The sequence below is a fragment of the Pseudomonas fluorescens genome, from assembly GCF_001307275.1.
In the GTDB taxonomy this organism is placed as follows: Bacteria; Pseudomonadota; Gammaproteobacteria; order Pseudomonadales; family Pseudomonadaceae; genus Aquipseudomonas; species Aquipseudomonas fluorescens_AA.
In genome coordinates this window covers 2,889,555-2,913,550 of the sequence record NZ_CP012831.1, presented here as the reverse complement: position 1 = coordinate 2,913,550, position 23,996 = coordinate 2,889,555, and the positions used below count along the sequence as shown (strand labels likewise).

The 23,996-nt window shown below is 62.1% G+C and carries 25 protein-coding genes and 1 pseudogene; 13 read left to right on the top strand and 13 right to left on the bottom strand.

Annotation, left to right across the window (positions count from 1 at the left end; all coding sequences use genetic code 11):
- Positions 1–92: 92 nt before the first annotated feature.
- On the bottom strand, positions 93–839 hold the full coding sequence (locus AO356_RS12800; RefSeq protein ID WP_060740100.1) for a LytR/AlgR family response regulator transcription factor: 747 nt from the start codon (positions 837–839) through the stop codon (positions 93–95).
- 249 nt (positions 840–1,088) lie between these two features.
- Between AO356_RS12800 and AO356_RS32720 the strand changes: the two genes are divergently transcribed.
- Together AO356_RS32720 and argH are read left to right on the top strand one after the other, a co-directional pair.
- Positions 1,089–1,265, top strand: coding sequence for a hypothetical protein (locus AO356_RS32720; RefSeq protein WP_158249665.1), 177 nt, complete (start codon positions 1,089–1,091; stop codon positions 1,263–1,265).
- 36 nt (positions 1,266–1,301) lie between these two features.
- The gene (argH, locus tag AO356_RS12795; RefSeq protein ID WP_060740099.1) at positions 1,302–2,696 is read left to right on the top strand and encodes an argininosuccinate lyase; all 1,395 of its coding nucleotides are present in this window, start codon (positions 1,302–1,304) and stop codon (positions 2,694–2,696) included.
- 131 nt (positions 2,697–2,827) lie between these two features.
- Here argH and AO356_RS12790 read toward each other — a convergent pair whose 3' ends face one another.
- Positions 2,828–3,487, bottom strand: a complete 660-nt coding sequence (locus AO356_RS12790) for a glutathione S-transferase family protein (protein ID WP_060740098.1) — start codon at positions 3,485–3,487, stop codon at positions 2,828–2,830.
- Between the two features lie 124 nt (positions 3,488–3,611).
- Here AO356_RS12790 and AO356_RS12785 point away from each other — a divergent pair, with 124 nt between their 5' ends.
- The 3 genes from AO356_RS12785 to AO356_RS12775 all read left to right on the top strand — a co-directional run bounded on the left by AO356_RS12785 (position 3,612) and on the right by AO356_RS12775 (position 7,391).
- Entirely contained in the window at positions 3,612–3,896 is a 285-nt protein-coding gene (locus tag AO356_RS12785; RefSeq protein ID WP_060740097.1) for a hypothetical protein, read from the top strand.
- A gap of 237 nt (positions 3,897–4,133) precedes the next feature.
- On the top strand, positions 4,134–4,382 hold the full coding sequence (locus tag AO356_RS12780; protein ID WP_060740096.1) for a TIGR02647 family protein: 249 nt from the start codon (positions 4,134–4,136) through the stop codon (positions 4,380–4,382).
- 168 nt (positions 4,383–4,550) lie between these two features.
- Positions 4,551–7,391, top strand: a complete 2,841-nt coding sequence (locus AO356_RS12775; protein WP_060740095.1) for a class I adenylate cyclase — start codon at positions 4,551–4,553, stop codon at positions 7,389–7,391.
- Positions 7,392–7,404: 13 nt separating this feature from the next.
- On the opposite strand, the gene rnk is transcribed toward AO356_RS12775, so the two are convergent.
- The 3 genes from rnk to cyaY form a co-directional block, all read right to left on the bottom strand.
- Positions 7,405–7,815 (bottom strand): nucleoside diphosphate kinase regulator, encoded by a 411-nt coding sequence (rnk, locus tag AO356_RS12770; RefSeq protein WP_060740094.1) that lies wholly within the window; start codon positions 7,813–7,815, stop codon positions 7,405–7,407.
- 290 nt (positions 7,816–8,105) lie between these two features.
- Positions 8,106–8,324, bottom strand: coding sequence for a DUF1289 domain-containing protein (locus AO356_RS12765; RefSeq protein WP_060740093.1), 219 nt, complete (start codon positions 8,322–8,324; stop codon positions 8,106–8,108).
- A 4-nt stretch (positions 8,325–8,328) separates the two neighbouring features.
- Complete coding sequence (gene cyaY / locus AO356_RS12760; RefSeq protein WP_060740092.1) at positions 8,329–8,661, bottom strand: iron donor protein CyaY; 333 nt, start codon at positions 8,659–8,661, stop codon at positions 8,329–8,331.
- 185 nt (positions 8,662–8,846) lie between these two features.
- Here cyaY and lptM point away from each other — a divergent pair, with 185 nt between their 5' ends.
- Genes lptM through AO356_RS12735 form a run of 6 tightly spaced genes read left to right on the top strand, consistent with a single transcriptional unit; the run spans position 8,847 to position 13,448 of the window.
- Positions 8,847–9,017, top strand: a complete 171-nt coding sequence (gene lptM, locus AO356_RS30890; protein WP_072406122.1) for an LPS translocon maturation chaperone LptM — start codon at positions 8,847–8,849, stop codon at positions 9,015–9,017.
- Positions 9,018–9,026: 9 nt separating this feature from the next.
- Positions 9,027–10,274 carry a diaminopimelate decarboxylase gene (lysA, locus tag AO356_RS12755; protein WP_060740091.1) on the top strand — a complete coding sequence of 416 codons (1,248 nt, stop codon included), beginning with the start codon at positions 9,027–9,029 and terminating at the stop codon, positions 10,272–10,274.
- Between the two features lie 4 nt (positions 10,275–10,278).
- Positions 10,279–11,109, top strand: a complete 831-nt coding sequence (gene dapF, locus AO356_RS12750) for a diaminopimelate epimerase (RefSeq protein WP_060740090.1) — start codon at positions 10,279–10,281, stop codon at positions 11,107–11,109.
- Between the two features lie 13 nt (positions 11,110–11,122).
- Positions 11,123–11,845, top strand: a complete 723-nt coding sequence (locus AO356_RS12745; RefSeq protein ID WP_060740089.1) for a DUF484 family protein — start codon at positions 11,123–11,125, stop codon at positions 11,843–11,845.
- A 2-nt stretch (positions 11,846–11,847) separates the two neighbouring features.
- Positions 11,848–12,747 carry a tyrosine recombinase XerC gene (gene xerC / locus AO356_RS12740; protein WP_060740088.1) on the top strand — a complete coding sequence of 300 codons (900 nt, stop codon included), beginning with the start codon at positions 11,848–11,850 and terminating at the stop codon, positions 12,745–12,747.
- Positions 12,744–13,448: an HAD family hydrolase gene (locus AO356_RS12735; RefSeq protein WP_060740087.1), complete on the top strand. Its 705-nt coding sequence runs from the start codon at positions 12,744–12,746 to the stop codon at positions 13,446–13,448. Before xerC ends, AO356_RS12735 begins: the two co-directional genes overlap by 4 nt.
- Before the next feature lie 338 nt (positions 13,449–13,786).
- On the opposite strand, the gene sutA is transcribed toward AO356_RS12735, so the two are convergent.
- From sutA to glnK, 4 genes are all read right to left on the bottom strand, one after another.
- Positions 13,787–14,110, bottom strand: a complete 324-nt coding sequence (gene sutA / locus AO356_RS12730; protein WP_060740086.1) for a transcriptional regulator SutA — start codon at positions 14,108–14,110, stop codon at positions 13,787–13,789.
- A 102-nt stretch (positions 14,111–14,212) separates the two neighbouring features.
- Positions 14,213–14,638, bottom strand: coding sequence for a secondary thiamine-phosphate synthase enzyme YjbQ (locus tag AO356_RS12725; protein WP_060743109.1), 426 nt, complete (start codon positions 14,636–14,638; stop codon positions 14,213–14,215).
- A gap of 212 nt (positions 14,639–14,850) precedes the next feature.
- A complete protein-coding gene (locus AO356_RS12720; RefSeq protein ID WP_060740085.1) occupies positions 14,851–16,185 on the bottom strand; it encodes an ammonium transporter in 1,335 nt (444 codons plus the stop codon).
- A 33-nt stretch (positions 16,186–16,218) separates the two neighbouring features.
- Positions 16,219–16,557: a P-II family nitrogen regulator gene (gene glnK, locus AO356_RS12715; protein ID WP_002555808.1), complete on the bottom strand. Its 339-nt coding sequence runs from the start codon at positions 16,555–16,557 to the stop codon at positions 16,219–16,221.
- Between the two features lie 415 nt (positions 16,558–16,972).
- Here glnK and AO356_RS12710 point away from each other — a divergent pair, with 415 nt between their 5' ends.
- Positions 16,973–17,233 carry an accessory factor UbiK family protein gene (locus AO356_RS12710; protein WP_060740084.1) on the top strand — a complete coding sequence of 87 codons (261 nt, stop codon included), beginning with the start codon at positions 16,973–16,975 and terminating at the stop codon, positions 17,231–17,233.
- Between the two features lie 18 nt (positions 17,234–17,251).
- Here the strand turns inward: AO356_RS12710 and AO356_RS12705 are convergent, their stop codons facing one another.
- The gene (locus AO356_RS12705) at positions 17,252–18,529 is read right to left on the bottom strand and encodes a sensor histidine kinase (protein WP_060740083.1); all 1,278 of its coding nucleotides are present in this window, start codon (positions 18,527–18,529) and stop codon (positions 17,252–17,254) included.
- 259 nt (positions 18,530–18,788) lie between these two features.
- On the opposite strand from AO356_RS12705, the gene AO356_RS12700 reads away from it, so the two are divergent.
- Positions 18,789–20,282 (top strand): YifB family Mg chelatase-like AAA ATPase, encoded by a 1,494-nt coding sequence (locus AO356_RS12700; RefSeq protein WP_060740082.1) that lies wholly within the window; start codon positions 18,789–18,791, stop codon positions 20,280–20,282.
- A gap of 6 nt (positions 20,283–20,288) precedes the next feature.
- Here the strand turns inward: AO356_RS12700 and AO356_RS12695 are convergent, their stop codons facing one another.
- From AO356_RS12695 to AO356_RS33375, 3 genes and pseudogenes are all read right to left on the bottom strand, one after another.
- The gene (locus AO356_RS12695; protein ID WP_060740081.1) at positions 20,289–21,503 is read right to left on the bottom strand and encodes an aldose 1-epimerase family protein; all 1,215 of its coding nucleotides are present in this window, start codon (positions 21,501–21,503) and stop codon (positions 20,289–20,291) included.
- A 505-nt stretch (positions 21,504–22,008) separates the two neighbouring features.
- Positions 22,009–22,731, bottom strand: a complete 723-nt coding sequence (locus AO356_RS33380) for a methyl-accepting chemotaxis protein (RefSeq protein WP_404942927.1) — start codon at positions 22,729–22,731, stop codon at positions 22,009–22,011.
- 180 nt (positions 22,732–22,911) lie between these two features.
- Positions 22,912–23,826, bottom strand: a pseudogene (locus AO356_RS33375) (Cache 3/Cache 2 fusion domain-containing protein); the annotation flags it as partial.
- Positions 23,827–23,996 lie beyond the last annotated feature (170 nt).

The window sequence follows — 23,996 nt, the reverse complement described above, 5'->3', positions numbered from 1 at the left end:
CAAAACCGCTTTGATTTGAATCACGACCCCAAGGCCTCCCTGGCCGCCAGATCCTGGAAATGAAACGCGTTGAACGCCTTGGACCGCCTGGCTTAAAGCTGCTGCATCATCTTGCGCACGCCGGCCACGTGCCGCCGGCTGACAATCAGCGCGTCGCCATTGAGGCCTTTGAGGAACAGTTGGAAATGCCCAAGGGGGGTGCGTTGCAAACGCTCGATGCGCTCGCGGGCCACGAGGGCGTTGCGGTGGATGCGTACAAAGCGTTCGCCGAACTCGTCTTCAAGGGCCTTGAGAGGTTCGTCCAGCAACACCTCGCCACTCTCATGGCGCAAGGTCACGTATTTATGGTCGGCAATGAAATAGACCACCTGGTTCAAGGGGATCAACTCGATGCCTTTGCGGGTGCGCGCGCTGATGTGGCTGCGTGGGCCACTGCCGCTTTCGGCGGCCGGACGGGTCAGCGCCGCCAGTTGCACGCGGTTGGGTCGCTCGGCCTTGCGCAAGGCTTCGAGCAACGCCTCGGACGCCACCGGCTTGACCAGGTAACCCACGGCACCGGCCTGCAACACCTCGGGTGGAAAGTCGTCCCGGGTGGTACAGAACACCACGGCGGGCGGCGACTCTCGTTCGCACAACTTCGCCGCCACCTGCAGGCCATCCAGGCCAGGCATGCGAATGTCGAGCAGCACGATATCCGGCTTGTGGCTGTCAATAAGGGCCAATGCCTCGTCGCCATTGGTGGCGCTCGGCTCCAGGACACTGTAACCCTCGAGCTCGCCAACCATTCGGCTCAGGCGCTCGCGGGCCAGTGGTTCGTCATCAACGATCAGGACATTCATATTGCGCTGGATTCCTGCGTGAGTCTCGCACAAGGATAGCGTAGACAGGGGAAGTGACATCCGTCACCGCGATCCACGCTAAGACTCGCTCGAGGGCCAAAAAGTGCCGCGAGGCGGTTGCCTATCTTTACCAGCGCTTGCCGACCGATGCCCGAGGCCCGTTGTCGCACGGCGTTGCCGTAGGGATTGTTAACTGTCGATCTGACCAATATGAGCTCCCCCTTTTTCTATGTGTCCGGTGCGCCATGGATGGAAAAAGCAAAAGTCCTACCGTCCACTGTAGACGGTTGCCACGACGATATTGCTCAATTGAAAAATATCGTTGTGCGAAAACCCGGTTGGATCCCAGGCCTCGATCGAAAAAACCTGCCGACCAGTGCCAGCGCCAGTCCCGGCAACCCTGCTATCATCCGCCGCAGCCTTTAACCGCTACTTTTTCCACAGCCGATCACGAGCGAATTCATGAGCACTGACAAGACCAATCAGTCCTGGGGCGGCCGCTTCAGTGAACCCGTCGACGCCTTCGTCGCCCGCTTCACCGCCTCCGTCAACTTTGACCAGCGCCTGTATCGCCACGACATCATGGGCTCGATCGCCCACGCCACCATGCTGGCCAAGGTCGGCGTGCTGACCGATGCCGAGCGCGACAGCATCATTGATGGCCTGAAGACCATCGAGACGGAAATCGAGGCCGGCCAGTTCGACTGGCGCGTCGACCTTGAAGACGTGCACATGAACATCGAAGCACGCCTGACCGACCGCATTGGCGTGACCGGCAAGAAGCTGCACACCGGCCGCAGCCGCAACGACCAGGTCGCCACCGACATCCGCCTGTGGCTGCGGGATGAAATCGACCTGATCCTGGGCGAAATCACGCGCTTGCAAAAAGGCCTGCTGGAACAGGCCGAGCGCGAGGCCGAAAGCATCATGCCGGGCTTCACGCACCTGCAAACCGCTCAACCTGTAACGTTTGGGCATCACATGCTGGCCTGGTTCGAAATGCTCAGCCGCGACTACGAGCGCCTGGTGGACTGCCGCAAGCGCACCAACCGCATGCCCCTGGGCAGCGCTGCGCTGGCCGGCACCACGTACCCGATCGATCGTGAATACACCGCGCAACTGCTGGGCTTCGACGCCGTGGGCGGCAACTCGCTGGATAACGTCTCGGACCGCGATTTCGCCATCGAATTCTGCGCCGCCGCGAGCATCGCGATGATGCACCTGTCGCGCTTCTCCGAAGAGCTGGTGCTGTGGACCAGCGCGCAGTTCCAATTCATCGATTTGCCCGACCGCTTCTGCACCGGCAGCTCGATCATGCCGCAAAAGAAAAACCCCGACGTGCCGGAACTGGTGCGCGGTAAGAGCGGCCGGGTGTTCGGCGCACTGATGGGCCTGTTGACCCTGATGAAAGGCCAGCCGCTGGCCTACAACAAGGACAACCAGGAAGACAAGGAACCGCTGTTCGACGCCGCCGACACCTTGCGCGACTCGCTGCGGGCCTTCGCCGACATGATCCCGGCCATCAAGCCCAAGCACGCGGTGATGCGCGAAGCGGCCCTGCGTGGCTTCTCCACCGCCACCGACCTGGCCGACTACCTGGTGCGCCGTGGCCTGCCGTTCCGTGATTGCCACGAAATTGTCGGCCATGCCGTGAAGTACGGCGTGGACACCGGCAAGGACCTGGCGGAAATGAGCCTGGACGAACTGCGCCAGTTCAGCGATCAGATCGAGCAGGACGTGTTTGCCGTGCTGACCCTCGAAGGCTCGGTCAATGCCCGTGACCACATCGGCGGCACCGCGCCGGCGCAGGTCAAGGCAGCGGTTGTGCGCGGCCAGGCGTTGCTCGCCAGCCGCTAAAAGCCAGAAGCATCGCGAGCAAGCTCGCTCCCACAATGGATCTACGGTGAACACACCCTTTGTGAACATTCAGAGATTCAGATGTGGGAGCGAGCCTGCTCGCGATAGCTGACTTCAAATCACCGAAAAGCTCACTTCTTGGCGGCAATCATCGCCAAAAACGCCGGCATCTCTGCCTCCCTGTCCGCAGCGATCCGCCGCACGTTCGGGTTCTGCTCCAAGCGCTCCATCAGCGCCTTGGCCGCCGGCATGTCCGCCAGCCAATCGATATCGAAGACCTTCCTGCCCACTTGCAAGGCCAGCGAAAGGCTGTAGTAGAAATACAGGTCGGCAATGCTCAGGCTGTCGCCCGCCACATAGGGCGAGAATTTGCCGTGCCGGCCAAGCGAGGCGAACCCCAGCAGCAATTCGGACTTGGACTTTTCCTTGATGGCATCGGCCACTGTCATGCCGAAAAACGCCTCGCCATAGCAGGCCCGCCCCGGCAGCTCGATGTACAGCTCGATTTCCCGGCACAAGGCCAACACCTGGGCGCGCTCGAACGGGTCAGTCGGCAGCAGGGCTTTACCCGATTGGGTTTGCTCGATGTATTCGAGAATGACGCTGGTCTCGTTGATAAAACCCTGCTCGGTCTTCAACACCGGCACCTTGCCGCGCGGGCTGATGGCCAGGGCTTCCGGGGTCTGGCTACCAAAGAACTGCACTTCTTCGAAGGGCACGCCCTTCTCCAACAGTGCCAGCTTGACCATGTTGTAATAATTACTGACAGAGAAACCATAAAGCTTGAGCATTACAAAGCCTCCAGGCCGTGCGGGGTTGGCAGCCTTGCGTTATAGACCGTCGAGGGGGTTCTTGCCAGGCGCATCACGCCGCTGAATGCAGGTAAACTGGCGACCTTTCTTACAGGAGCCTGCCATGAGCGAGCCAACCGACATCGACAACGACGAAGAAGAATTCGTCGAGAACACGCTGATCCAAGCCATCGAAAACCAGATCGAAAGTGACAATCCGCCTGCGGCCAAGGCCACTTTCAACAAGTTGACCCTGGTCGGTTATGAGCGCGAAGAAATCCTCAATCTGATGGCCCATGTGCTGGCGGTGGAGATCGATGCGATCCTGGAAGAAGATCGCCCGTTCGATACCCAATGGTACGAAGCCGCATTGCGCGCCCTGCCTGAGTTGCCGCCGGAAAAGAACTGAACCGACAGGCAAAGTTGCTTCTGTGGCGAGGGAGCTTGCTCCCGCTGGGGCGCGAAGCGGCCCTAATAGCTTAACGACTGCTGCGCAGCCGAACGGGAGCAAGCTCCCTCGCCACGACAAATGGCTTCTCTTGCCACCCAAAACAAAAAAACCATGACACTGACACTGGACAGCTCGGCCGAGTGCGCTCACCTTAGTGACGCTGTCGACCAAATTCCTAGAAAGTCTGGAGTCCTTATGTCGCTTACCCCTGAGCTGGTTGCCGAACTGGAAATCCTTGCACTCTTCAACCTGGACAGTTCCCAGGAAGGCCTGAAAATTCATCAGACCGCTGCCCCTAAAGCGATTGCCGCTGCCCAACGCCTGTACGAGAAAGACCTGATCACCCAGCCCGACGGTGGTTACCTGACCAGCCTGGGACGGGATGCCGCCCAAAATGTCCAAACCGTCCTGACGATACTCAGCGTTCAACAAGAAGCCGCCTGATCCCCCTGCCGCCCACGGAAATCTCCTCTACGGGATTTCCGCAGGCGCACTGGCGCCCGGCGTAAAGAACCGGCATCAAAAATCCTGTTTTCAGCTTAAGTATTCCCAAGACCGGGCGCTAACCTGCCATCACCCCACGTTCGACGCCGCGAGCCGGTTTGAGCTGACATGACCCGCAATCACGAAATACGCCCCGATCTGGACGAGGGAATCGACCGCAAGGTGCTGAGCCAGTTGCGCGCACGTTTTCTCAAGCTCAACACCGTGCGGCTGGAGCGCGCCCTCGAAGGCCTGTCGCCCCGCCAGCAAGGCGTACTGACGCTGCTGCCGCTGTTTTTCCACGTCAACCATCCGCTGCTGCCCGGCTACGTCTCCGGCAGCACGCCCGCCGGGCTGTCGAACTACGAGCCTGACGCCAACGTCCTTGCCGAAGCCCAGCGGCTGACCCGTTCGTTTTCCTACAAGCCCCGGCACGGCAGCAACCCGCCGCGACCGATCCTTGGCCTGTTCCTGATGGGCAGCCTCGGCACCCTGGCCCAGGCCGACCAGAGCGACATGGACGTGTGGGTGTGCCACGGGCCGGACCTGAGCGACGATGAACTGGCCGAGCTGCGCAAGAAATGCCAGTTGCTGGAGATCTGGGCCGCGACCCAGGGCGCCGAAGCCCACTTTTTCCTGATCGACCCGGCGCGTTTCGTGCGGGGCGAGCGGGACAACCAGCTCAGCTCCGACGATTGCGGCACCACCCAGCATTACCTGCTGCTGGACGAGTTCTACCGCACCGCGATATGGCTGGCCGGGCGCACGCCGATCTGGTGGCTGGTGCCGGTCTATGAAGAAGAGAACTACGAGCAGTACACCCATACGCTGATGTCCAAGCGCTTCATTCGCGCAGATGAAACCCTGGACCTGGGACACCTGGCCTACATTCCGCCGGGCGAATTCGTCGGCGCCGGGCTCTGGCAGCTGTTCAAGGGTATCGAATCGCCCTACAAGTCCGTGCTCAAGCTGCTGCTGACCGAGGTCTATGCCAGCGAACACCCGAACGTGCGCTGCCTGAGCCTGCGCTTCAAACAGGCCGTGTTCGCCAATCGCCTGGACCTGGAAGAGCTGGACCCGTACATGCTGGTTTACCGCCGCATCGAGGAATACCTCGATGCCCGTGGCGAACCCGAACGCCTGGAGTTGATCCGCCGTGCGCTGTACCTGAAGGTCAATCGCAAACTCACCGGCCAGGCGCGCAGCAGTGGCTGGCAACGGGTGCTGCTTGAGCGACTGGCCCGGGAATGGGGCTGGGACCAGCGTCAACTGGCATTACTGGACAGCCGCAGCCAGTGGAAAGTCCGCCAGGTCAGCCACGAGCGGCGCGCACTGGTCAACGAACTCACCCACAGCTACCGCTTCCTGACCCAGTTCGCCCGCACCGAGAAAACCGTCAGCCTGATCAACAAGCGCGATCTCAACGTGCTTGGCCGGCGCTTGTATGCCGCCTTCGAGCGCAAGGCCGACAAGGTCGAGTTCATCAACCCTGGTATCGCGCCGGACTTGGCCGAAGACACCCTGACGCTGGTCCAGTCACCCAACAAGAAGGAACCGGGGCAGAACCAGTGGGGCCTGTACAACGGCAGCCTCAACGCCCTGGAGTGGGAGAACTTCGCGCCCATCAAGCGTTGCCGCGAGTTGCTGGAGCTGCTGACCTGGTGCCATCGCAACGGCGTGATCGACAGCAGCACGCGCCTGGCGCTGCACCCAGGTGACAGCGACCTGAGCGAGTTCGAACTGTTCAACCTGCTGGGCAGCCTGCAACAGTCCATCGCCCTGCCCCTGGTCACGGTGGATGAAGCGCAGTTACTGCGCGCCAGCGTGCCCAGCGAAGTGCTGATCCTGGTGAACGTCGGCGTCGATCCGCTCAAGCACCATCGCGACCTGAATATCCTGATGACCACCGAGCGTACCGACTCCCTGAGCTATGCCGGGGTCCGGGAAAACCTGGTGCTGACCCTCGACCAGGTTACGCTCAACAGTTGGAATGAAGTGCTGGTCAACCGTTTCGACGGTGAACACGCCCTGCTCGACTGCCTGCGCGACTACCTCAACGACCTGCCTGTCACCCAGCGCCAGCCGCGCTTGCAGGTGCGCTGCTTCTGCCACAACCGCGCCCAATTCATTGCGCGGCGTGTCGAGGAAGTCATCGAAACGGCGCAGACCCTGCTGTTGAGCAGGCTCAATCACCGCTACCTGCTTCAGGTCCAGCAGCATTACCACGTGCTGGAACTGGTGCCCGGTCATGTCAATCACGTGGCCCTGGGCAGTTTGTCGGCGCTGATGGATTACCTGGGCGAGGAACTGACGGCCTACAGCCCCTTGCACCTGGACCCGATGGCCCTGGAAGACCACGACCTGGCGCTGATCCTGCCCATGGGCCAGCCCGAGTGCATCCAGGTGTTCTACCGGACCAACGAGGACGAAGCCGATCTGTACGTGCTCGATGAATTCAACGCGCTGTGGCAACAACACCTGCCCTATCACGACGAACAAAGCCTGCTGGTGCCGCTGCAGCGCTTTCTGCAATCGGTGCTGTACCGCCGCGACGCCCTGCTGCCGCTGGACGCCACCCAGCCGCTGACCCTGGAAACCCTCTACTACCAGTTGCTGCCGTCAGGTGGCCGGGCGCGCCGGATCGAAGCGCGGCAAGCCCCACAGACACCGGTCAACAAGCCGTTCTATGACGTGCAGGCGATCATCGGCAAGGCGGCGCACGGGCAGGTGCACGTCACCCTGTACTGCGATCAGCAGGAGTTTTCCGAACTGGAGCATGGCGACCAACTGTTCCGCGTGGTCGCCAGGGAGATCGTCGAACAGCGCCGCGAAGCCCAGCGCTATCGCTGCTACATCACCGACCTGGACCTCTCGGGGCTGGTGGGCGATGGGGCCTGCTCAAGCAATTTGTACCTGCGCTACAAGGCCGACCTGGAACGCGCCCTGAACGAGGCGCTGGCCCTGGTCTGAAGCACCCGGGCACTCAGAGGTGGAAGTCGCCGCCTGCTTCGGGCTGGTACTCGACGTCCAGCAAGGTCAGCTTCAACGTCTTGCCGCCCGGGGCCGGCCAGTCGATGTGCTGGCCGACCTTCAGGCCCAGCAAGGCACTGCCCACCGGCGCCAGGATCGAGATCCGGCCCTCGTCGGCATTGGCGTCCTGTGGATAAACCAACGTCAGGTGATAGTCCTTGCCGCTGCTTTCTTCGCGGCAGTGCACACGCGAGTTCATGGTCACGACATCGGCAGGCACTTCTTCGTGGCCCACCACGTTCTCGGCGCGATCCAGTTCGGTTTGCAACGCAATCACGCCTGGCAGCGTTTCATCAAGACTGTCGATCAGGCGTTCCAGACGCTGTACGTCCAGGCGGGTAAGGGTGATGGAAGGTGCGGTCATGATCCAGGCAGACTCCTTTCTTCTGCACAAAAAAAGCAAAACCCCGCCACAAAAAGGCGGGGTTTTCACGGGCCTCGACGAATTGAGGCGTAGCCGGACACTATCACAGCTCAATAAATAAACAAGACGGGCGGGGTCTAGCCGTACCAATAGGTCGTTCACGAACAAACGAATGTGAGATGCCGAACCCTTGCTCCCGCTGGGTTGCGAAGCGACCCCGATATCTTGCGACTGCTGCGCAGCCGAGCGGGAGCAAGCTCCCTCGCCACAAAAACTTCCAAGGCCAATGGTTACCTCAGAGATTTGCGCTTAGCCGCCTCGGCACAGATGACCCGCCGGCGCTCATCATCGGCCGAGCGCCATTCGCGGATATCCTCCACATGGCGGAAACAGCCGAGGCAGACCTTCTGTTCATCCAGCTTGCACACGCTGGTGCACGGCGACGGCACGGCGGGGCTGACGTTGCTGTAGAGCGGCTTGGGGGGCCGTGGCGGGGCGGTCTGGATCACGCCGTCACAGGCCTTCGAACTCGAGTTCCACGCCCGCCTGCTGCTTGACGATGCGCTCGAGCATCTCGCCCAGTTGCTCTTCGCTCTTGTCGCACATCCAGCGCTCGCTTTCCTCGTCGTAGTCGAAATGAAAGCCACCGGAGACCGCCGCCAGCCACAGCTGCCGCAACGGCTCCTGGCGACTGAAGATCAGTTGGCTGCCGTTTTCGAACTTGACGGTGAGTACACCGGCGGAGATTTCCAGGTCAATGTCCAGGCCACTGTCATCGAACACATCTTCCAGCGTTTGCTGGGTCGCATCGACCAGATCGTGGAAACGGGCTTCACTCAAACTCATTTGCGGCAACCTCGAAAATGTCTGCTCATGCTCAAGCGCCGCAAGATACGGACGCCGCCCGGCGATTGCAAAGGATATACCGATCAACGACAACAGTGCCGCCGGACGGGCGCCCCGTTGCATAGGCAAGCTGACGGGTGGCCGGTATACTCCGGCGCAATTAACGCATTTTCAAGGATTTCGCCATGAAGCGCCTGATCTCTTCCCTTGCTGCGCTCGTCGCGGTTGCCTGCCTCGTGACAGCCTGTGGTCAAAAAGGTCCGCTGTACCTGCCTGATGACAGCAAGTCCCCTGAAGAACAGGCCAAGTCGTCGCAATCCAAGACACACTCGCACGACACCCACACCACTTACTAAGGGAACGCCATGGACGCTTTTAACTACCGTGGCGGGGAGCTGTTCGCGGAAGGAGTTGCCCTGTCCGCGATCGCCGAACGTTTCGGCACGCCGACCTATGTCTATTCCCGTGCCCACATCGAAGCCCAGTATCGGACGTTCGCCGATGCTCTCGACGGCATGCCGCACCTGGTATGTTTCGCCGTCAAGGCCAACTCCAACCTGGGCGTGCTCAATGTCCTGGCGCGCCTGGGTGCCGGTTTCGACATCGTCTCTGGTGGCGAGCTCGAGCGCGTACTGGCCGCGGGCGGCAGCGCCGACAAGATCGTGTTCTCCGGTGTCGGCAAGACCCGCGAAGACATGCGCCGCGCCCTGGAAGTCGGCGTGCACTGCTTCAACATCGAATCCACCGATGAGCTGGAGCGCCTGCAGGTTGTCGCCGCCGAGCTGGGCGTTCGCGCGCCGGTTTCCCTGCGCGTGAACCCGGACGTCGACGCTGGCACCCACCCGTACATTTCCACCGGCCTGAAGGAAAACAAGTTCGGCATCGCCATTGCCGACGCCGAGGACGTGTACGTACGCGCCGCCCAGCTGCCGAACCTGGAAGTGCTGGGCGTCGATTGCCACATCGGCTCGCAACTGACCACCCTCGAACCCTTCATCGATGCCCTCGACCGCCTGCTGGCGCTGGTCGATCGCCTCGGCGACTGCGGCATCTACCTGCGCCACATCGACCTGGGTGGCGGTGTCGGCGTGCGCTATCGCGATGAAGAGCCGCCGCTGGTGGCCGACTACATCAAGACGGTGCGCGAGCGCCTCGAAGGCCGTGACCTGGCGCTGATGTTCGAGCCCGGCCGCTATATCGTGGCCAATGCCGGCGTGCTGCTGACCCAGGTCGAATACCTCAAGCACACCGAGCACAAGGATTTCGCCATCGTCGATGCGGCGATGAACGACCTGATCCGCCCGGCGCTCTACCAGGCGTGGATGGACGTCACCGCCGTGCGCCCTCGCGCCACCGCGGCCCGCCCCTACGACATCGTCGGGCCGATCTGCGAAACCGGTGACTTCCTGGCCAAGGGTCGGGAGCTGGCGCTGGAAGAAGGCGACTTGCTGGCCGTGCATTCGGCCGGTGCCTACGGGTTTGTCATGAGTTCCAACTACAACACCCGCGGCCGTTGCGCCGAGGTGCTGGTGGACGGTGATCAGGCATTCGAAGTGCGTCGCCGCGAGACGGTAGCCGAGTTGTTTGCCGGCGAAAGCCTGCTGCCGGAGTAAAACCATGCTGCTGCGTTTTACCAAGATGCACGGCCTGGGCAATGACTTCATGGTCCTCGACCTGGTCAGCCAGCACGCGCATATCCTGCCCAAGCATGCCAAGCAATGGGGAGACCGGCACACCGGTATCGGTTTCGACCAGTTGCTGATCGTCGAGGCGCCCAACAACCCGGACGTGGATTTCCGTTATCGGATCTTCAACGCCGACGGTTCGGAAGTGGAGCAATGCGGCAACGGCGCGCGCTGCTTCGCCCGCTTCGTGCTGGACAAGCGCCTGACCGCCAAGCGGCAGATCCGCGTCGAGACCAAGAGCGGCATCATCGAACTGGATGTGCGCAGCGACGGCCAGATCGGCGTCAACATGGGCGCTCCGCGCCTGGTACCGGCGGACATTCCATTCGAAGCGCCGGCCCAGGCCCTGAGCTATCCGTTGGAAGTCGATGGCAACACGGTGGAACTGGCGGCAGTCTCCATGGGCAACCCCCATGCCGTGCTGCGAGTGGCCGATATCAACAGCGCCCCGGTGCATGAGCTGGGGCCGAAAATCGAACACCATCCGCGCTTCCCCGCGCGGGTGAATGTCGGTTTCCTGCAAGTCATCGACCGTCACCGCGCACAATTGCGCGTCTGGGAGCGCGGTGCCGGGGAAACCCAGGCCTGCGGTACCGGCGCCTGTGCCGCTGCCGTCGCTGCGATCAGCCAGGGGTGGATGGATTCGCCATTGTTGATCGACCTGCCCGGCGGGCGCCTGTCCATCGAATGGGCAGGCCCTGGCCAACCGGTGATGATGACCGGCCCGGCAGTGCGCGTATACGAAGGACAAGTTCGTCTTTGAGTGAGCCAAACCCATGACCGATCAGCCACAGGTTCCAGCCCCACAGCCCGACGAATCTCCCAGCCTTCCAGAAGTCGCGGCGGTGACCGCTTACCTGGAGGCTCATCCGGACTTCTTCGTCGAGCATGAAGAACTGCTTGCGACGATGCGCATCCCCCACCGGCGCGGCGACACCGTGTCGCTGGTGGAGCACCAGATGAAGATCCTGCGCGAGCGCAACATCGAAATGCGCCATCGTCTTTCGCACCTGATGGACGTGGCCCGGGACAACGACCGGCTCTTCGACAAGACCCGTCGGCTGATCCTGGCCCTGATGGACGCCAGCACCCTCGAAGACCTGGTCATGAGCGTCGAAGACAGCCTGCGCCAGGACTTCCAGGTGCCCTTTGTCAGCCTGATCCTGTTTGGCGACAACGCCATGCCGGTGGGCCGCTGGGTGACCCACGCCGAAGCGCAGACGGCCATCGGCGGCCTGCTCACGGAAAACAAAAGCGTCAGCGGCAGCCTGCGCGAACATGAGTTGGACTTCCTGTTCGGCGAAGAACAGCGCAAGCAGATCGGCTCCACTGCCGTCGTCGCCATCGCCCACCAGGGCGTGCATGGCGTACTGGCCATCGCCAGCCGCGATCCGCAGCACTACAAGAGTTCGGTGGGCACGCTGTTCTTGAGCTACATCGCCGAAGTCACCGGCCGGGTGCTGCCAAGAGTCGCCGGTTCGCTGCGCTCGGTACGCTGATGATGGAGCGGCAACTGGACGCCTACTGCGAACACCTGCGCAGTGAGCGCCAGGTGTCGCCCCACACGTTGTTGGCCTATCGCCGCGACTTGGAAAAAGTACTGGGCTGGTGCCAGAAGCAGAACATCGGCAGTTGGTCGGCCCTGGACATCCAGCGCTTGCGCAGCCTGATCGCCCGCCTGCATCAACAGGGACAGTCCTCCCGCAGCCTGGCGCGACTGTTGTCGGCGGTGCGCGGCCTGTATCACTACCTCAATCGCGAAGGCCTGTGCGATCACGATCCGGCTACCGGCCTGGCACCGCCCAAGGGCGAACGCCGGCTGCCGAAGACCCTCGACACCGACCGCGCCCTGCAATTGCTTGAAGGCGCCGTCGAAGATGACTTCCTGGCCCGGCGCGACCAGGCGATTCTCGAGCTGTTCTATTCTTCCGGCCTGCGGCTTTCGGAGCTGACGGGGCTTAACCTGGATCAACTGGACCTGGCCGACGGCATGGTCCAGGTGCTTGGCAAGGGCAGCAAGACCCGCCTGCTGCCTGTCGGCCGCAAGGCCCGTGAAGCCCTGGAGCTGTGGCTGCCCCTGCGGGCCCTGGCCAACCCCGCCGACGACGCGGTATTCGTCAGCCAACGCGGTCGGCGCCTCGGCCCGCGGGCGATTCAGCTGCGGGTCAAGGCCGCCGGCGAACGCGAGTTGGGGCAGAACCTGCACCCGCACATGCTCAGGCACTCCTTCGCCAGCCATCTGCTGGAATCCTCCCAGGACCTGCGCGCCGTTCAAGAGCTGCTGGGCCACTCGGACATCAAGACGACCCAGATCTACACCCACCTGGACTTCCAGCACCTGGCGACGGTCTACGACAGTGCCCACCCCAGGGCCAAACGCATCAAGGGCGACGAATCATGACCATCGAACTCATCACTTTCGACCTGGACGACACCCTGTGGGACACCGCCCCGGTAATCGCCAGCGCCGAAGCCATACTCCGCCAATGGCTGAGCGACAACGCACCGAACCTGGGCGGGCTGCCGGTGGAGCATCTTTTTTCGATCCGCGAGCAAGTGTTGCGCGAAGAACCCAACCTCAAGCATCGCATCAGTGCGCTGCGCCGGCGGGTGCTGTTCCGTGCCTTGCAGGAAGCCGGCTACGACCAGTGGCACGCCTCTGAACTGGCGGACCAGGCCTTCGAGACGTTCCTGCACGCCCGTCATCAGCTGGAGATTTTTCCCGAGGTGCAGCCCACCCTGGAAATCCTGGCCAATCATTTCGCCCTCGGCGTGGTCACCAATGGCAACGCCGACGTGCGACGCCTGGGGCTGGCGGACTACTTCAAGTTCGCCTTGTGCGCCGAAGACATCGGCATCGCCAAGCCTGACGCCCGATTGTTCCACGAAGCCCTGCAGCGCGGCGGCGCCACGGCACAGACCGCCGTGCACGTTGGCGATCACCCGGGCGACGACATCGCTGGCGCCCAACAGGCCGGCCTGCGCGCGGTGTGGTTCAACCCGGCAGGCAAGCCCTGGAATGCCGACCATGCGCCGGACGCGGAAATTCGCAGCCTGACCGAACTGCCGGGGCTGTTGGCGGGTTGGCATAGCCAACCCTGAACCCTGCTTCGCAACCGCCAAAGCCCTTTGTGGGAGCGAGCTTGCTCGCGATGACGGCGGCACATCCAACATCAATGCCAACAGACCCACCGCTATCGCGAGCAAGCTCGCTCCCACCCTGGAGCGGCTGTGGCCCGCAGCTCCCCGCCCACCAAAAAACCTGTGGGAGCGAGCTTGCTCGCGATGACGGCGGCACATCCAACATCAATGCCAACAGACCCACCGCTTTCGCGAGCAAGCTCGCTCCCACAGGGACTGCGCCTGGCCCGGAGTAGAATCGCGCCCATGAAAAAGCCCGCAGCGACGGCGGGCTTTTTCAGCAAGCAAGAAGCCGATACTCAGATAGGGCGGCTGCCGTACTTGTTGTCAGGCTTCTTGGGCGGATCAGCGACCACGTTGGCTTCCACTTCCTGCACCTTACCGCCCCTGGCCAGGAACTCCTCCATGGCCTTGGCGAGGGCATCACGCTCCTTGTTCTTGGCCTCTACGCTCGGCAACTCGTCGACCGACACCGCGGCCTTGGCCTTGCCCTTGGCGGTAGGCGTCGGAACGTCGGCGCCATCGTCTTCGGCAACGTCTTCAGCCGCCACTTCAAGGCCTTCTTCGGTCTCGTCTTCGTCGCCTACTTCGAGGTCGTCGTTTTCCAGATCATCGTCGCTCATGTTCTACCTCATGACTTGCGAAAAGCAGATTAGTTATAGCCCAGCTTCGCCATCTGTTCGAAGGCTGCCAGAAAAAATTCAACATCCGCTGGCAATCAGCGGTTATGCCCCTTCACCGTACAAGGTGGCGAGGACTTTACGAGCACCGCCGTGATCACGGTGCTCGCCCAGATAAACACCTTGCCAGGTTCCCAATGCCAGCCGTCCCGCCGTAACCGGCAGGCTGAGCTGGCAACCGAGCACACTGGCCTTGAAGTGCGCCGGGAGGTCGTCCAAGCCTTCGTCGTTGTGCTCATAGCCGGCGGTTCCTTGTGGGATCAGCCGATTGAAAAATCGTTCGAAGTCTCGACGTACCGCCGGATCGGCGTTCTCGTTGATGGTCAACGAGGCCGAGGTATGCTGCAGCCACAGATGCAACAGACCGACACGACACGCCTGGACTTCAGGCAGGCCGGCCAGCAACTCGTCCGTCACCAGATGAAAGCCCCGGGGCCTTGCCCGCAGGGTTATCAGCGTCTGTTGCCACATACAGATCTCCGCACGTTCGGCGCGCATTCTAGCGCGCTCTGGGAAAAAACAAAGGCCCTAATATTCTTGCTTCGGTGTAAGCCTTTGGCGGTATAAAAACCCATGTCGCATCCACAACAAAAGGCGTCGGAAAAACCGCCACACCTTGTGAGCAATGACAAACTCCAGACAAAAAAATGCCCGGCGAACCGGGCATTTTTTGTTGCGCGTACTTACAGGTTGTAGCCACGCTCGTTGTGCTGGGCCAGATCCAGGCCCACAGCTTCTTCTTCCTCGGTGACACGCAGACCCATTACGGCGTCCAGGACCTTGAGGATGATGAAGGTGACGATCGCGGTGTAGACCACCGTGAAACCCACGCCCTTGAATTGAATCCACACTTGCGCGCCGATATCGGTCACGGTGCCGAAGCCACCCAAGGCCGGTGCGGCGAACACACCGGTCAGGATCGCGCCGAGAATACCGCCGATGCCATGCACGCCGAAGGCATCCAGGGAGTCGTCATAACCGAGCTTGCGCTTGAGGGTGGTGGCGCAGAAGAAGCACACCACGCCCGCCGCCAGGCCGATGACCAGGGCGCCCATCGGGCCCACGGTGCCGGCAGCCGGGGTGATTGCAACCAGGCCGGCCACCACGCCCGAGGCAATGCCCAACGCGCTTGGCTTGCCGTGGGTGATCCACTCGGCAAACATCCAGCCCAGCGCCGCCGCAGCGGTAGCGATCTGGGTCACCAGCATCGCCATGCCGGCAGTGCCGTTGGCGGCGACAGCGGAACCGGCGTTGAAGCCGAACCAGCCGACCCACAGCATGGCCGCGCCCATCAGGGTGTAACCCAGGTTATGGGGTGCCATTGGCGTAGTCGGGAAGCCTTTGCGCTTGCCCAATACCAGGCACGCCACCAGACCGGCGATACCGGCGTTGATGTGCACCACGGTGCCGCCAGCGAAGTCCAGCACGCCCCAGTCCCACATCAGGCCGCCGTTGCCGGACCAGACCATGTGCGCAATCGGTGCATACACCAGGGTGAACCACACGCCCATGAAGATCAGCATGGCGGAGAACTTCATCCGCTCGGCAAATGCACCGACGATCAGGGCCGGGGTAATGATGGCGAACGTCATCTGGAAGGTGATGAACACCGCTTCAGGGAACAGCGCCGCCGGGCCGGTCAGGCTGGCTGGCGTGACACCTGCCAGGAACGCTTTGCCGAAACCGCCAATGAAGGAGTTGAAGTTGACGACGCCCTGCTCCATGCCGGTGGTGTCGAACGCGATGCTGTAGCCATAGATGACCCACAGGATGCTGATCAGACCGGTAATGGCAAAGCACTGCATCATCACGGAAAGAATGTTCTTCGAACGGACCATGCCGCCGTAGAACAGCGCCAATCCTGGAATGGTCATGAACAGTACAAGAATCGTGGCCGTGAGCATCCAGGCGGTGTCGCCGGAGTTCAGGACAGGGGCTGCCGCTTCTTCTGCCATGGCCAGGCCAGGCATTGCGAAGGACAACAGGGCTCCTAGCCCTGCGAATTTACGCAGAGTCATATTGTTTTCTCCTGGGGCGTTGGGTTTGGCGGCTTAGATAGCGTCGGTATCGGTTTCGCCGGTACGGATGCGGATAGCCTGTTCCAGATTGACCACAAAGATCTTCCCGTCACCGATCTTGCCGGTGTTGGCGGCCTTGGTGATTGCCTCGATCACCCGGTCCAGATCCTTGTCGTCAATGGCGACATCGATCTTCACCTTGGGCAGGAAATCGACCACGTACTCCGCGCCGCGATACAGCTCGGTGTGGCCCTTCTGCCGACCGAAGCCTTTGACCTCAGTAACGGTAATGCCCTGCACGCCGATCTCGGACAACGACTCGCGCACGTCGTCCAACTTGAACGGCTTGATGATGGCAGTGACTAGCTTCATGAAACTTTCTCCCGAATTGGTGGACTTGCCCCAGGAAAACAAACCCGACTCAAGTCTAAGCGCAGTGCCTGGCTTTGTAACGCGTCGTCGGCCCAAGTTGCCCGACAGGTGCCAGTTAACCGATCCTGACGAAACTCCCCGTTCCGCCTGCTGCACTGCATTCGTCACAGCGACTGCATCAGTGCATGGGTCATCAGCCTCTAAGCAGAAACCTTGCCATCTGCACCCAAACCCTCTGATTTCAGTCCCTTGGCCACCGGCTCGACGTGCACCGCACCACGAACCGCAGCGATACGCACAACAACAGTGCAGCGCCGCCCGGCCTCATGCGCGAAAAGCGTGCATCCCTGGCTGGCGAATTGACTATAGACACTGCGTGGTACACTGCCCGCCATCGTTTCCAGGACACCTGCACATGCTTGCGCCCAAAGACCTCCTCGACGCCCTGAGCGGCCACGCCTCCCGTATCTTGAGTGGCGACACGCCGCTGCCCAAAAGCGAAATCGAAAGCCAGTTCAAGGCCCTGCTGCAAAGCGGCTTCAGCAAGCTGGACCTGGTAAGCCGGGAAGAATTCGACAGCCAGATGGTCGTGCTGGCCCGGACCCGAGCACGGCTCGAAAGCCTGGAGGCCAAGGTCGCTGAGCTGGAAGCACGACTGGCTCCAGCCCAGGAATAAGCAGCCCCTGCGGGCCACTCAACCACTCGCAGCGTGTTGAGACTGCTCCGGGGTCTGTGCCTGCGGCAGCTCCAGGATAAAGAGCGCGCCCTGGCCCGGCCCCGCGCTCTGCGCCGTCAGCTCGCCGCCCATCTCGTGCGCCGCCAGAATGCAGCTGTGCAAACCAAAGCCGTGACCATCGACACGCGTGGTGAAGCCGTGCTCGAACACCCGCGCAAGATTGTCCTGCGCAATCCCCTCGCCATTGTCCTCGACCTCGACCCGCACGCGCCCATCATCAACCACCTTCAGGCGCAGGACGATCCGCGGTGGCCGGTTCACACCCGCGTCCAGCGCCTGCTTGGCGTTATTGATCAGATTGACCAGGATCTGCAGCACGCGGTGCTTGTCCAGTGGCATTTGCGGTATATCGCTGAACTCCTTGATCAGCGTGATGTGGTGACGGGCCAGGGACACATCGCAAATGCGCACGACATCCTCGACCAGCTCACGCAACGAGCCCGGCTCCAGCACGCTGGCGTTGCCGGCGTAGGATTGCTGAGTGGCGACGATTTCCTTGATGTGGTCGATGCGGCGGGTCAACTGTGCCAACTCGGCGATCATGCCCTGCTGCTCGACGGCCAGCGCGTCGGCCAGCTTGTCGAGATAGTCCGGTAGCGCGCGTCCTTTCGGGTCGCTGCTGATGAAGTCGCCGAGGTCGTCGGGATGCTCCTTCATCAACTGGACAACCTTGGCCACCCCTGGCCCCTTGGAGGTGTGCACCTTCTCGTAGAGGACCTGGGCTGACACGTTGACGCTATTGAGCACATTGCCCACGTTGTGCAGCACATTGGTGGCGATCTCCGCCATGCCGGCGCGGCGGGCGGTGGTGACCAGTTCGGCCTGGGCCTCGCGCAACTCGTCGTTGACCTTGGCCAATTGCTGCGGGCTGGGGATCTTCAGGGCCGCCGGCACCAGCCGGACCAGCAGGATGGCGGTAATCACCGAAGCAATCGCGGTGATGACCTTGACCAGCGCCATCAACCAGTAATAAGGCTGCCAGATGGTCAGGATCTCCATCACATGGCTGGTCCCGCAGGCCAGGATAAACACGCCAAAGGCCGCCAGCATCCAGTCGAACGGCACGTCCTTGCGCTTGTGGATAAAGTACAGGAGCGTGAAGGGGATGGTGACGTAGGACAGGGCGATCAAGCTATCGGCGATCACATTCGTCCACAGCAGATCCGGACGCCACATGTAGCAATGCCCGTGGGGCATGAAGCGCTTGTCAGTTAACAGAGCCAGCAGATCATTCATGGCCACTTCCTCCCTGTGCCGTTGATACCGCCAAGTGCCGACTGGGCAAGTCGGAGTCTAGGCCGGTCCCGGGCATTTCGCTTGGGCGGGTGAAGGATGGCGTCGGCTGAACCGTATCGCGCTTGCCGCCTCGGCTGTCACTGACAGTCGAAACATCCTGCCAAATTTTCTCCCCTCAATTGCTGCGCCCAAGTTCATCCCCACGACTACCCTTCAAAAGTCGCAGGACGCGGCCTCTCATTCACTCAAGGAACGATTTATGTCGCTCGCCATTGTCCACAGCCGCGCCCAAGTGGGGGTCGAGGCTCCTGCCGTTACCGTTGAAGTCCACCTGGCCAATGGCTTGCCGTCACTGACGATGGTTGGCCTGCCGGAGGCGGCGGTGAAGGAAAGCAAGGATCGGGTGCGCAGCGCGATCATCAACTCGGGGCTGAATTTTCCGGCGCGGCGCATCACCCTGAACCTGGCGCCGGCGGACCTGCCAAAAGACGGCGGCCGCTTCGACCTGGCCATCGCCTTGGGGATCCTGTCGGCCAGCGTGCAGGTGCCGACCCTGACGCTGGACGACGTGGAATGCCTTGGTGAACTGGCCTTGTCCGGCGCGGTACGTCCGGTGCGTGGGGTATTGCCTGCGGCGCTGGCGGCGCGCAAGGCCGGGCGCATGCTGGTGGTACCACGGGCCAATGCCGAGGAAGCCTGCCTGGCCTCGGGGCTGAAGGTGATCGCCGTGGATCACCTGCTCGAAGCGGTGGCGCATTTCAACGGCCACACGCCGGTCGAGCCATTCGTCTCCAATGGGCTGCTCTCGGCCAGCAAGCCCTACCCCGACCTGAATGAAGTACAAGGCCAGGCCGGGGCCAAGCGGGCCTTGCTGATTGCCGCCGCGGGGGCCCACAACCTGCTGTTCAGCGGGCCACCGGGTACCGGCAAGACCTTGCTGGCGAGCCGTTTGCCAGGGCTGTTGCCGCCACTGGCCGAGAGCGAAGCCCTGGAGGTCGCAGCCATCCAGTCGGTGGCCAGTTGCGTACCCTTGAGCCATTGGCCGCAACGTCCGTTTCGCCAGCCGCACCACTCGGCTTCCGGTCCGGCGCTGGTGGGTGGCGGGTCAAAACCGCAGCCAGGGGAGATCACCCTCGCCCATCATGGCGTGCTGTTTCTGGATGAGCTGCCGGAGTTCGACCGCAAGGTGCTGGAGGTCTTGAGAGAACCGCTGGAGTCAGGGCACATCGTGGTCTCGCGCGCCCGGGACCGAGTACGCTTCCCTGCCCGTTTCCAGTTGGTGGCGGCGATGAACCCCTGCCCCTGTGGCTATCTTGGCGAGCCCAGCGGCCGTTGCGCCTGCACACCGGATATGGTGCAGCGCTACCGCAACAAACTCTCCGGCCCGCTGCTGGACCGTATCGACCTGCATCTGACCGTCGCCCGGGAAGCCACGGCATTGAACCCCAGGCTCGAACCCGGGGACGATACGGCCACGGTCGCCGAGCGCGTGGCCGAAGCCCGGGAACGCCAGCACGACCGCCAGGGCTGCGCCAACGCCTTCCTTGATCTACCGGGGTTGCGCCGGCATTGCACGTTATCCACAACCGATGAAACCTGGCTGGAAACCGCCTGCGAGCGGCTGACCCTGTCGCTGCGCGCCGCCCACCGCCTGCTCAAGGTCGCCCGGACACTGGCGGACCTGGAGCAAGCGGGGAACATTCGCCGCGAGCACCTGGCCGAAGCGCTGCAGTATCGGCCGGCTACGGCGTGAACCGCGTTACGGTTTGCTCAGGTCTACCAACGGTGTTTCCCGGACCTCGGTTTTTTGACCGTTCTGGATCGCATCGATGCGCTTGAGCGCTTTATCCACAGCGCCCTTGTCCGCCAACAGGCTGTAGTGGATCTGGAATTGCCTGTGCTCCTTCGGCCCGATCGTGGGCACCAGGCCCAGGGGGCGCTGGTACCGGCGGTTGTAGGAAAAACTGGTGCCTGGTTCCAGCCCGGTCACGTAGCCCTGGCCCTGGGTATCAGTGTTTTTCCACAGGGAGAACACGGGCAGCGTGCTGGTGTTGAAGCCTACCGACACACCGAGGCTGCCGGCCTTGTTGTGCAGCACGGTGAGGGTGTCGCCCTTGGCGTCGGCGTAGGGCACGACGTTGTAGACGGTTTCGTCGTAATCCTTGGTCGGGGCCCGGTAGGTTTGCCAATCGGGCAAGTCGCCCTTGGCCTTGTCGTTGAACGGCGAGACCTGCTTGACCGGTGCCGCGAAACGAGCGCCCTGTTCCAGGAAAGGCGTGCTGAAATTGCTGTGGTAGAGCGCTTGGTACTCCTTCGGGTAATCGCCGTTGTTGGTCAGCGTGTCGCTGAGCGCGAACGTCACGCTGCCAGGCTCGGTGACCAGTTCGGTCTGCACCGAGAAATCGACCTTCTTGAACGCCTGTTCCTTCAACTCGCCCCGCAGGGTGATGGCGTAGGGCGGTTTTTCATCGATGTGCAAGGTGACTTTGTTGGCCGGAATATTGGCGGCGCGGCCATGCAGGGTCAGCAGCTCGCCATTGTCCATGCCGGGATGGCCGACCCATTCGTAGCCGCAGCGGGTGACCAACTCGTTGAAGCCTTCGAGCCAACCCAAGCCGCCTCGACCGTTGAGCTCGATGAACGCCGGGTTGACCACTTCCTTGACCGGCGAATCCCACCCCATGCGCACATTCCCGACCGACGCCTGCAGCACATTCATGCCACGGGTTGGGACGACTGAAAGCTTCAGGGTGCCGTTGTCGATATCAACGATGCTGACGCCCTCTTGCCGGCCACCGTGCAGGGTGCGCATCGTCACAGAGAAAGGTTTGTCGGTTTTCACGCCGAGCTGCTGGCTGGTGATTTGCCAGGGTTGGGCGGCTTTGTCGGTATCCAGCAGGACGTAATCCCAAGCCATCGCCTGGGAGGCAGCGCCCAAGGCGCCAAGGGTAATGAGGAGTTTGAGCGGAGTCATGGACGCGACCTTTTATTGGAGTTGTGCGGTTTTTATAGACTTGAAGAAACGTTTCAGCAAGCTTAAAAACAGCAATACCCTTAAAAAATCACGGCTACATGATCGACAGCGATTTGTGGGAGCGAGCTTGCTCGCGATAGCGGTGGGTCAGATTGAAGTGATGTTGGCTGGGCAGCCGTCATCGCGAGCAAGCTCGCTCCCACAGGGAATCGAGGGTGGCCCGGGTTTGGTATGCACTGGGAATCAAATTGTGGGAGCGAACTTGCTCGCGATAGCGGTGGGTCAGATTGGGATGATGCTGGCTGGGCAGCCGTCATCGCGAGCAAGCTCGCTCCCACAGGGAATCGAGGGTGGCCCGGGTTCGTATTCACTCGGAATCAAACTGTGGGAGCGAGCTTGCTCGCGATGGCGGTGGGTCAGATTGAGATGATGTTGGCTGCGCAGCCGTCATCGCGAGCAAGCCCGCTTCCACAGGGAATCTCTGGGAGCGGGCTTGTGAGAGGCTTCAGCGGAACCGATCAACCTCTTGGCGCAGGTCCTGGGCCAGTTTTTCCAGTTCCTTGGCGGTGACCGCCAGGTTCGAGACCACTTGGCGCTGTTCGCTGTTGGCCATGGCGATGCTCTGCAGGTTGCTGCTGAGCAGGGTCGCGGTGCTGCTTTGTTCCTGGGTGGCGGTGGTGATCGCCGCGAATTGCTGGCCAGCCGAACGGCTCTGCTCATCGATTCGCGCCAGGGCCGAGGCCACATTGGCGTTGCGCGACAGGCCTTCCTGCATCAACAGGTTGCCCTGTTCCATCGTGCTGATGGCATTGCCGGTTTCCTGCTGGATGCTGTTGATCATGCTGGAGATTTCGTCAGTGGCCTGGCGGGTGCGGGACGCCAGGCTGCGGACTTCATCGGCCACCACGGCGAAACCACGGCCCTGCTCGCCGGCGCGGGCAGCTTCGATGGCGGCGTTCAAGGCCAGCAGGTTGGTCTGCTCGGCAATCGAGGTGATGACCCCCACGATGCCGCCGATTTCCTGGGAACGCTGGCCCAGGGTATTGATGACCGTGGCCGTGCTGTTCAGCGCGCCGGCGATTTGTTCCAGGGACGACGACGCTTCATCCATCGAGGTCCGGCCAATGCGGGTTTGCTGGGCGTTTTCCTGGGCCAGGCGCTCGGTGTTGCCCATGTTGTCGGCAATGTTCAGGGAGGTCGCACTGAACTCTTCCACCGCGCCGGCCATGCTGGTGATTTCGCCGGATTGCTGCTCCATGCCTTCGTACGCCCCGCTGGACAACCCGGACAGGGCCTGGGCGCGGCTGTTGACCTCCTGGGAGGCCTTGCGGATGTGCTCGACCATGGTCGACAGCGCCTGGCTCATCTGGTTGAAGGCACGGGCCAACTGACCGATTTCGTCATGGCTCGACACGTTCAGGCGCACGCTCAGGTCGCCAGCACCCAACGCTTCGGCCTGGCGCACCAGATCCCCCAGTGGCGCCAGTTTGCTACGCAACAACCACATTGCCGAACCGACCGCCAACAGCATCGCCAGCAGGCTGCCAATGGCCAATTGCGTACCGACACTCCAGGTCACGGCGCGGATCTCGGTTTTCGGCATGCTCGCCACCACCGCCCACGGCCCACCCTCGAACGGTACGGCAACGCTGTAGAAATCTTCGGCGGTATCGGCCCAGAACGCGCCCTTGCCCGGCTTTTTGATCAAGCCGGTGATGGCGGTGGTAGCGTTGTCCAGCGCCTGCACGCCGGCGGGCGGCACCAGCCATTTGTTTTGTTCGTCCAGCAGCGCCAGGGAGCCGGTCTGACCGATACGGAAGCGCTTGAGGTTCTCGAACTGTGCGTTCTGCGCATCGGTGTAATCGAAGCCTACGTACAACACGGCAATGATCTTGCCGCTGCTGTCGCGCACAGGCGTGTACTGCGACATGTAGAAGCGCCCGAAAAGCAGGGCCCGACCAATGTAGCTCTGCCCGCTGATCACCGGACCGTAGGCGGGGCCGGCACGGTCGAGCACGGTGCCGATGGCCCGCGTACCGTCCTGCTTGCTGACGGAGGTACTGACTCGGATGAAATCGTCGCCGCTGCGCACGAATACCGTGGCGACCCCAGCGGTCATCGCTTTGAAGTCATCCACTTCCTTGAAGTTGTTGTTCAACACTTCGCTACCCAGGCTCAAGCCTGGGGTTTGTACGCCCGCCACCGTCACCGGCTGGTCCGGATGCACGCTCAGGCCCGCGCTGAAGCGCTTTTCGAACAGACCGGCCAAGCGCTGGGTGCTCTCGCGCAAAGTGCCGTGGAACGTATTGAGCTGATCGGCCATCAGGCGCGCTTCGCTGGCCAGGTGCTCTTCACGGGTGGCAAGGTTGGCAGCGTCCAGCGAACGCAAGGCGAAGACGGTACTGCCGGAGATCACGATCGCCAGTATCACGGCAAGGGCAAGGCCTAGCTGTGAGGCGATCCGGGCGCGGGGTTGAGACATGACGGCTCCTG

Bases quoted from the DNA above. Each gene is read 5' to 3' on its own strand.
- AO356_RS12800 (WP_060740100.1), bottom strand. From the start codon at position 839: ATGAATGTCCTGATCGTTGATGACGAACCACTGGCCCGCGAGCGCCTG.
- AO356_RS32720 (WP_158249665.1), top strand. From the start codon at position 1,089: ATGGAAAAAGCAAAAGTCCTACCGTCCACTGTAGACGGTTGCCACGAC.
- argH (WP_060740099.1), top strand. From the start codon at position 1,302: ATGAGCACTGACAAGACCAATCAGTCCTGGGGCGGCCGCTTCAGTGAA.
- AO356_RS12790 (WP_060740098.1), bottom strand. From the start codon at position 3,487: ATGCTCAAGCTTTATGGTTTCTCTGTCAGTAATTATTACAACATGGTC.
- AO356_RS12785 (WP_060740097.1), top strand. From the start codon at position 3,612: ATGAGCGAGCCAACCGACATCGACAACGACGAAGAAGAATTCGTCGAG.
- AO356_RS12780 (WP_060740096.1), top strand. From the start codon at position 4,134: ATGTCGCTTACCCCTGAGCTGGTTGCCGAACTGGAAATCCTTGCACTC.
- AO356_RS12775 (WP_060740095.1), top strand. From the start codon at position 4,551: ATGACCCGCAATCACGAAATACGCCCCGATCTGGACGAGGGAATCGAC.
- rnk (WP_060740094.1), bottom strand. From the start codon at position 7,815: ATGACCGCACCTTCCATCACCCTTACCCGCCTGGACGTACAGCGTCTG.
- cyaY (WP_060740092.1), bottom strand. From the start codon at position 8,661: ATGAGTTTGAGTGAAGCCCGTTTCCACGATCTGGTCGATGCGACCCAG.
- lptM (WP_072406122.1), top strand. From the start codon at position 8,847: ATGAAGCGCCTGATCTCTTCCCTTGCTGCGCTCGTCGCGGTTGCCTGC.
- lysA (WP_060740091.1), top strand. From the start codon at position 9,027: ATGGACGCTTTTAACTACCGTGGCGGGGAGCTGTTCGCGGAAGGAGTT.
- dapF (WP_060740090.1), top strand. From the start codon at position 10,279: ATGCTGCTGCGTTTTACCAAGATGCACGGCCTGGGCAATGACTTCATG.
- AO356_RS12745 (WP_060740089.1), top strand. From the start codon at position 11,123: ATGACCGATCAGCCACAGGTTCCAGCCCCACAGCCCGACGAATCTCCC.
- xerC (WP_060740088.1), top strand. From the start codon at position 11,848: ATGGAGCGGCAACTGGACGCCTACTGCGAACACCTGCGCAGTGAGCGC.
- AO356_RS12735 (WP_060740087.1), top strand. From the start codon at position 12,744: ATGACCATCGAACTCATCACTTTCGACCTGGACGACACCCTGTGGGAC.
- sutA (WP_060740086.1), bottom strand. From the start codon at position 14,110: ATGAGCGACGATGATCTGGAAAACGACGACCTCGAAGTAGGCGACGAA.
- AO356_RS12725 (WP_060743109.1), bottom strand. From the start codon at position 14,638: ATGTGGCAACAGACGCTGATAACCCTGCGGGCAAGGCCCCGGGGCTTT.
- AO356_RS12720 (WP_060740085.1), bottom strand. From the start codon at position 16,185: ATGACTCTGCGTAAATTCGCAGGGCTAGGAGCCCTGTTGTCCTTCGCA.
- glnK (WP_002555808.1), bottom strand. From the start codon at position 16,557: ATGAAGCTAGTCACTGCCATCATCAAGCCGTTCAAGTTGGACGACGTG.
- AO356_RS12710 (WP_060740084.1), top strand. From the start codon at position 16,973: ATGCTTGCGCCCAAAGACCTCCTCGACGCCCTGAGCGGCCACGCCTCC.
- AO356_RS12705 (WP_060740083.1), bottom strand. From the start codon at position 18,529: ATGAATGATCTGCTGGCTCTGTTAACTGACAAGCGCTTCATGCCCCAC.
- AO356_RS12700 (WP_060740082.1), top strand. From the start codon at position 18,789: ATGTCGCTCGCCATTGTCCACAGCCGCGCCCAAGTGGGGGTCGAGGCT.
- AO356_RS12695 (WP_060740081.1), bottom strand. From the start codon at position 21,503: ATGACTCCGCTCAAACTCCTCATTACCCTTGGCGCCTTGGGCGCTGCC.
- AO356_RS33380 (WP_404942927.1), bottom strand. From the start codon at position 22,731: ATGGCCGGCGCGGTGGAAGAGTTCAGTGCGACCTCCCTGAACATTGCC.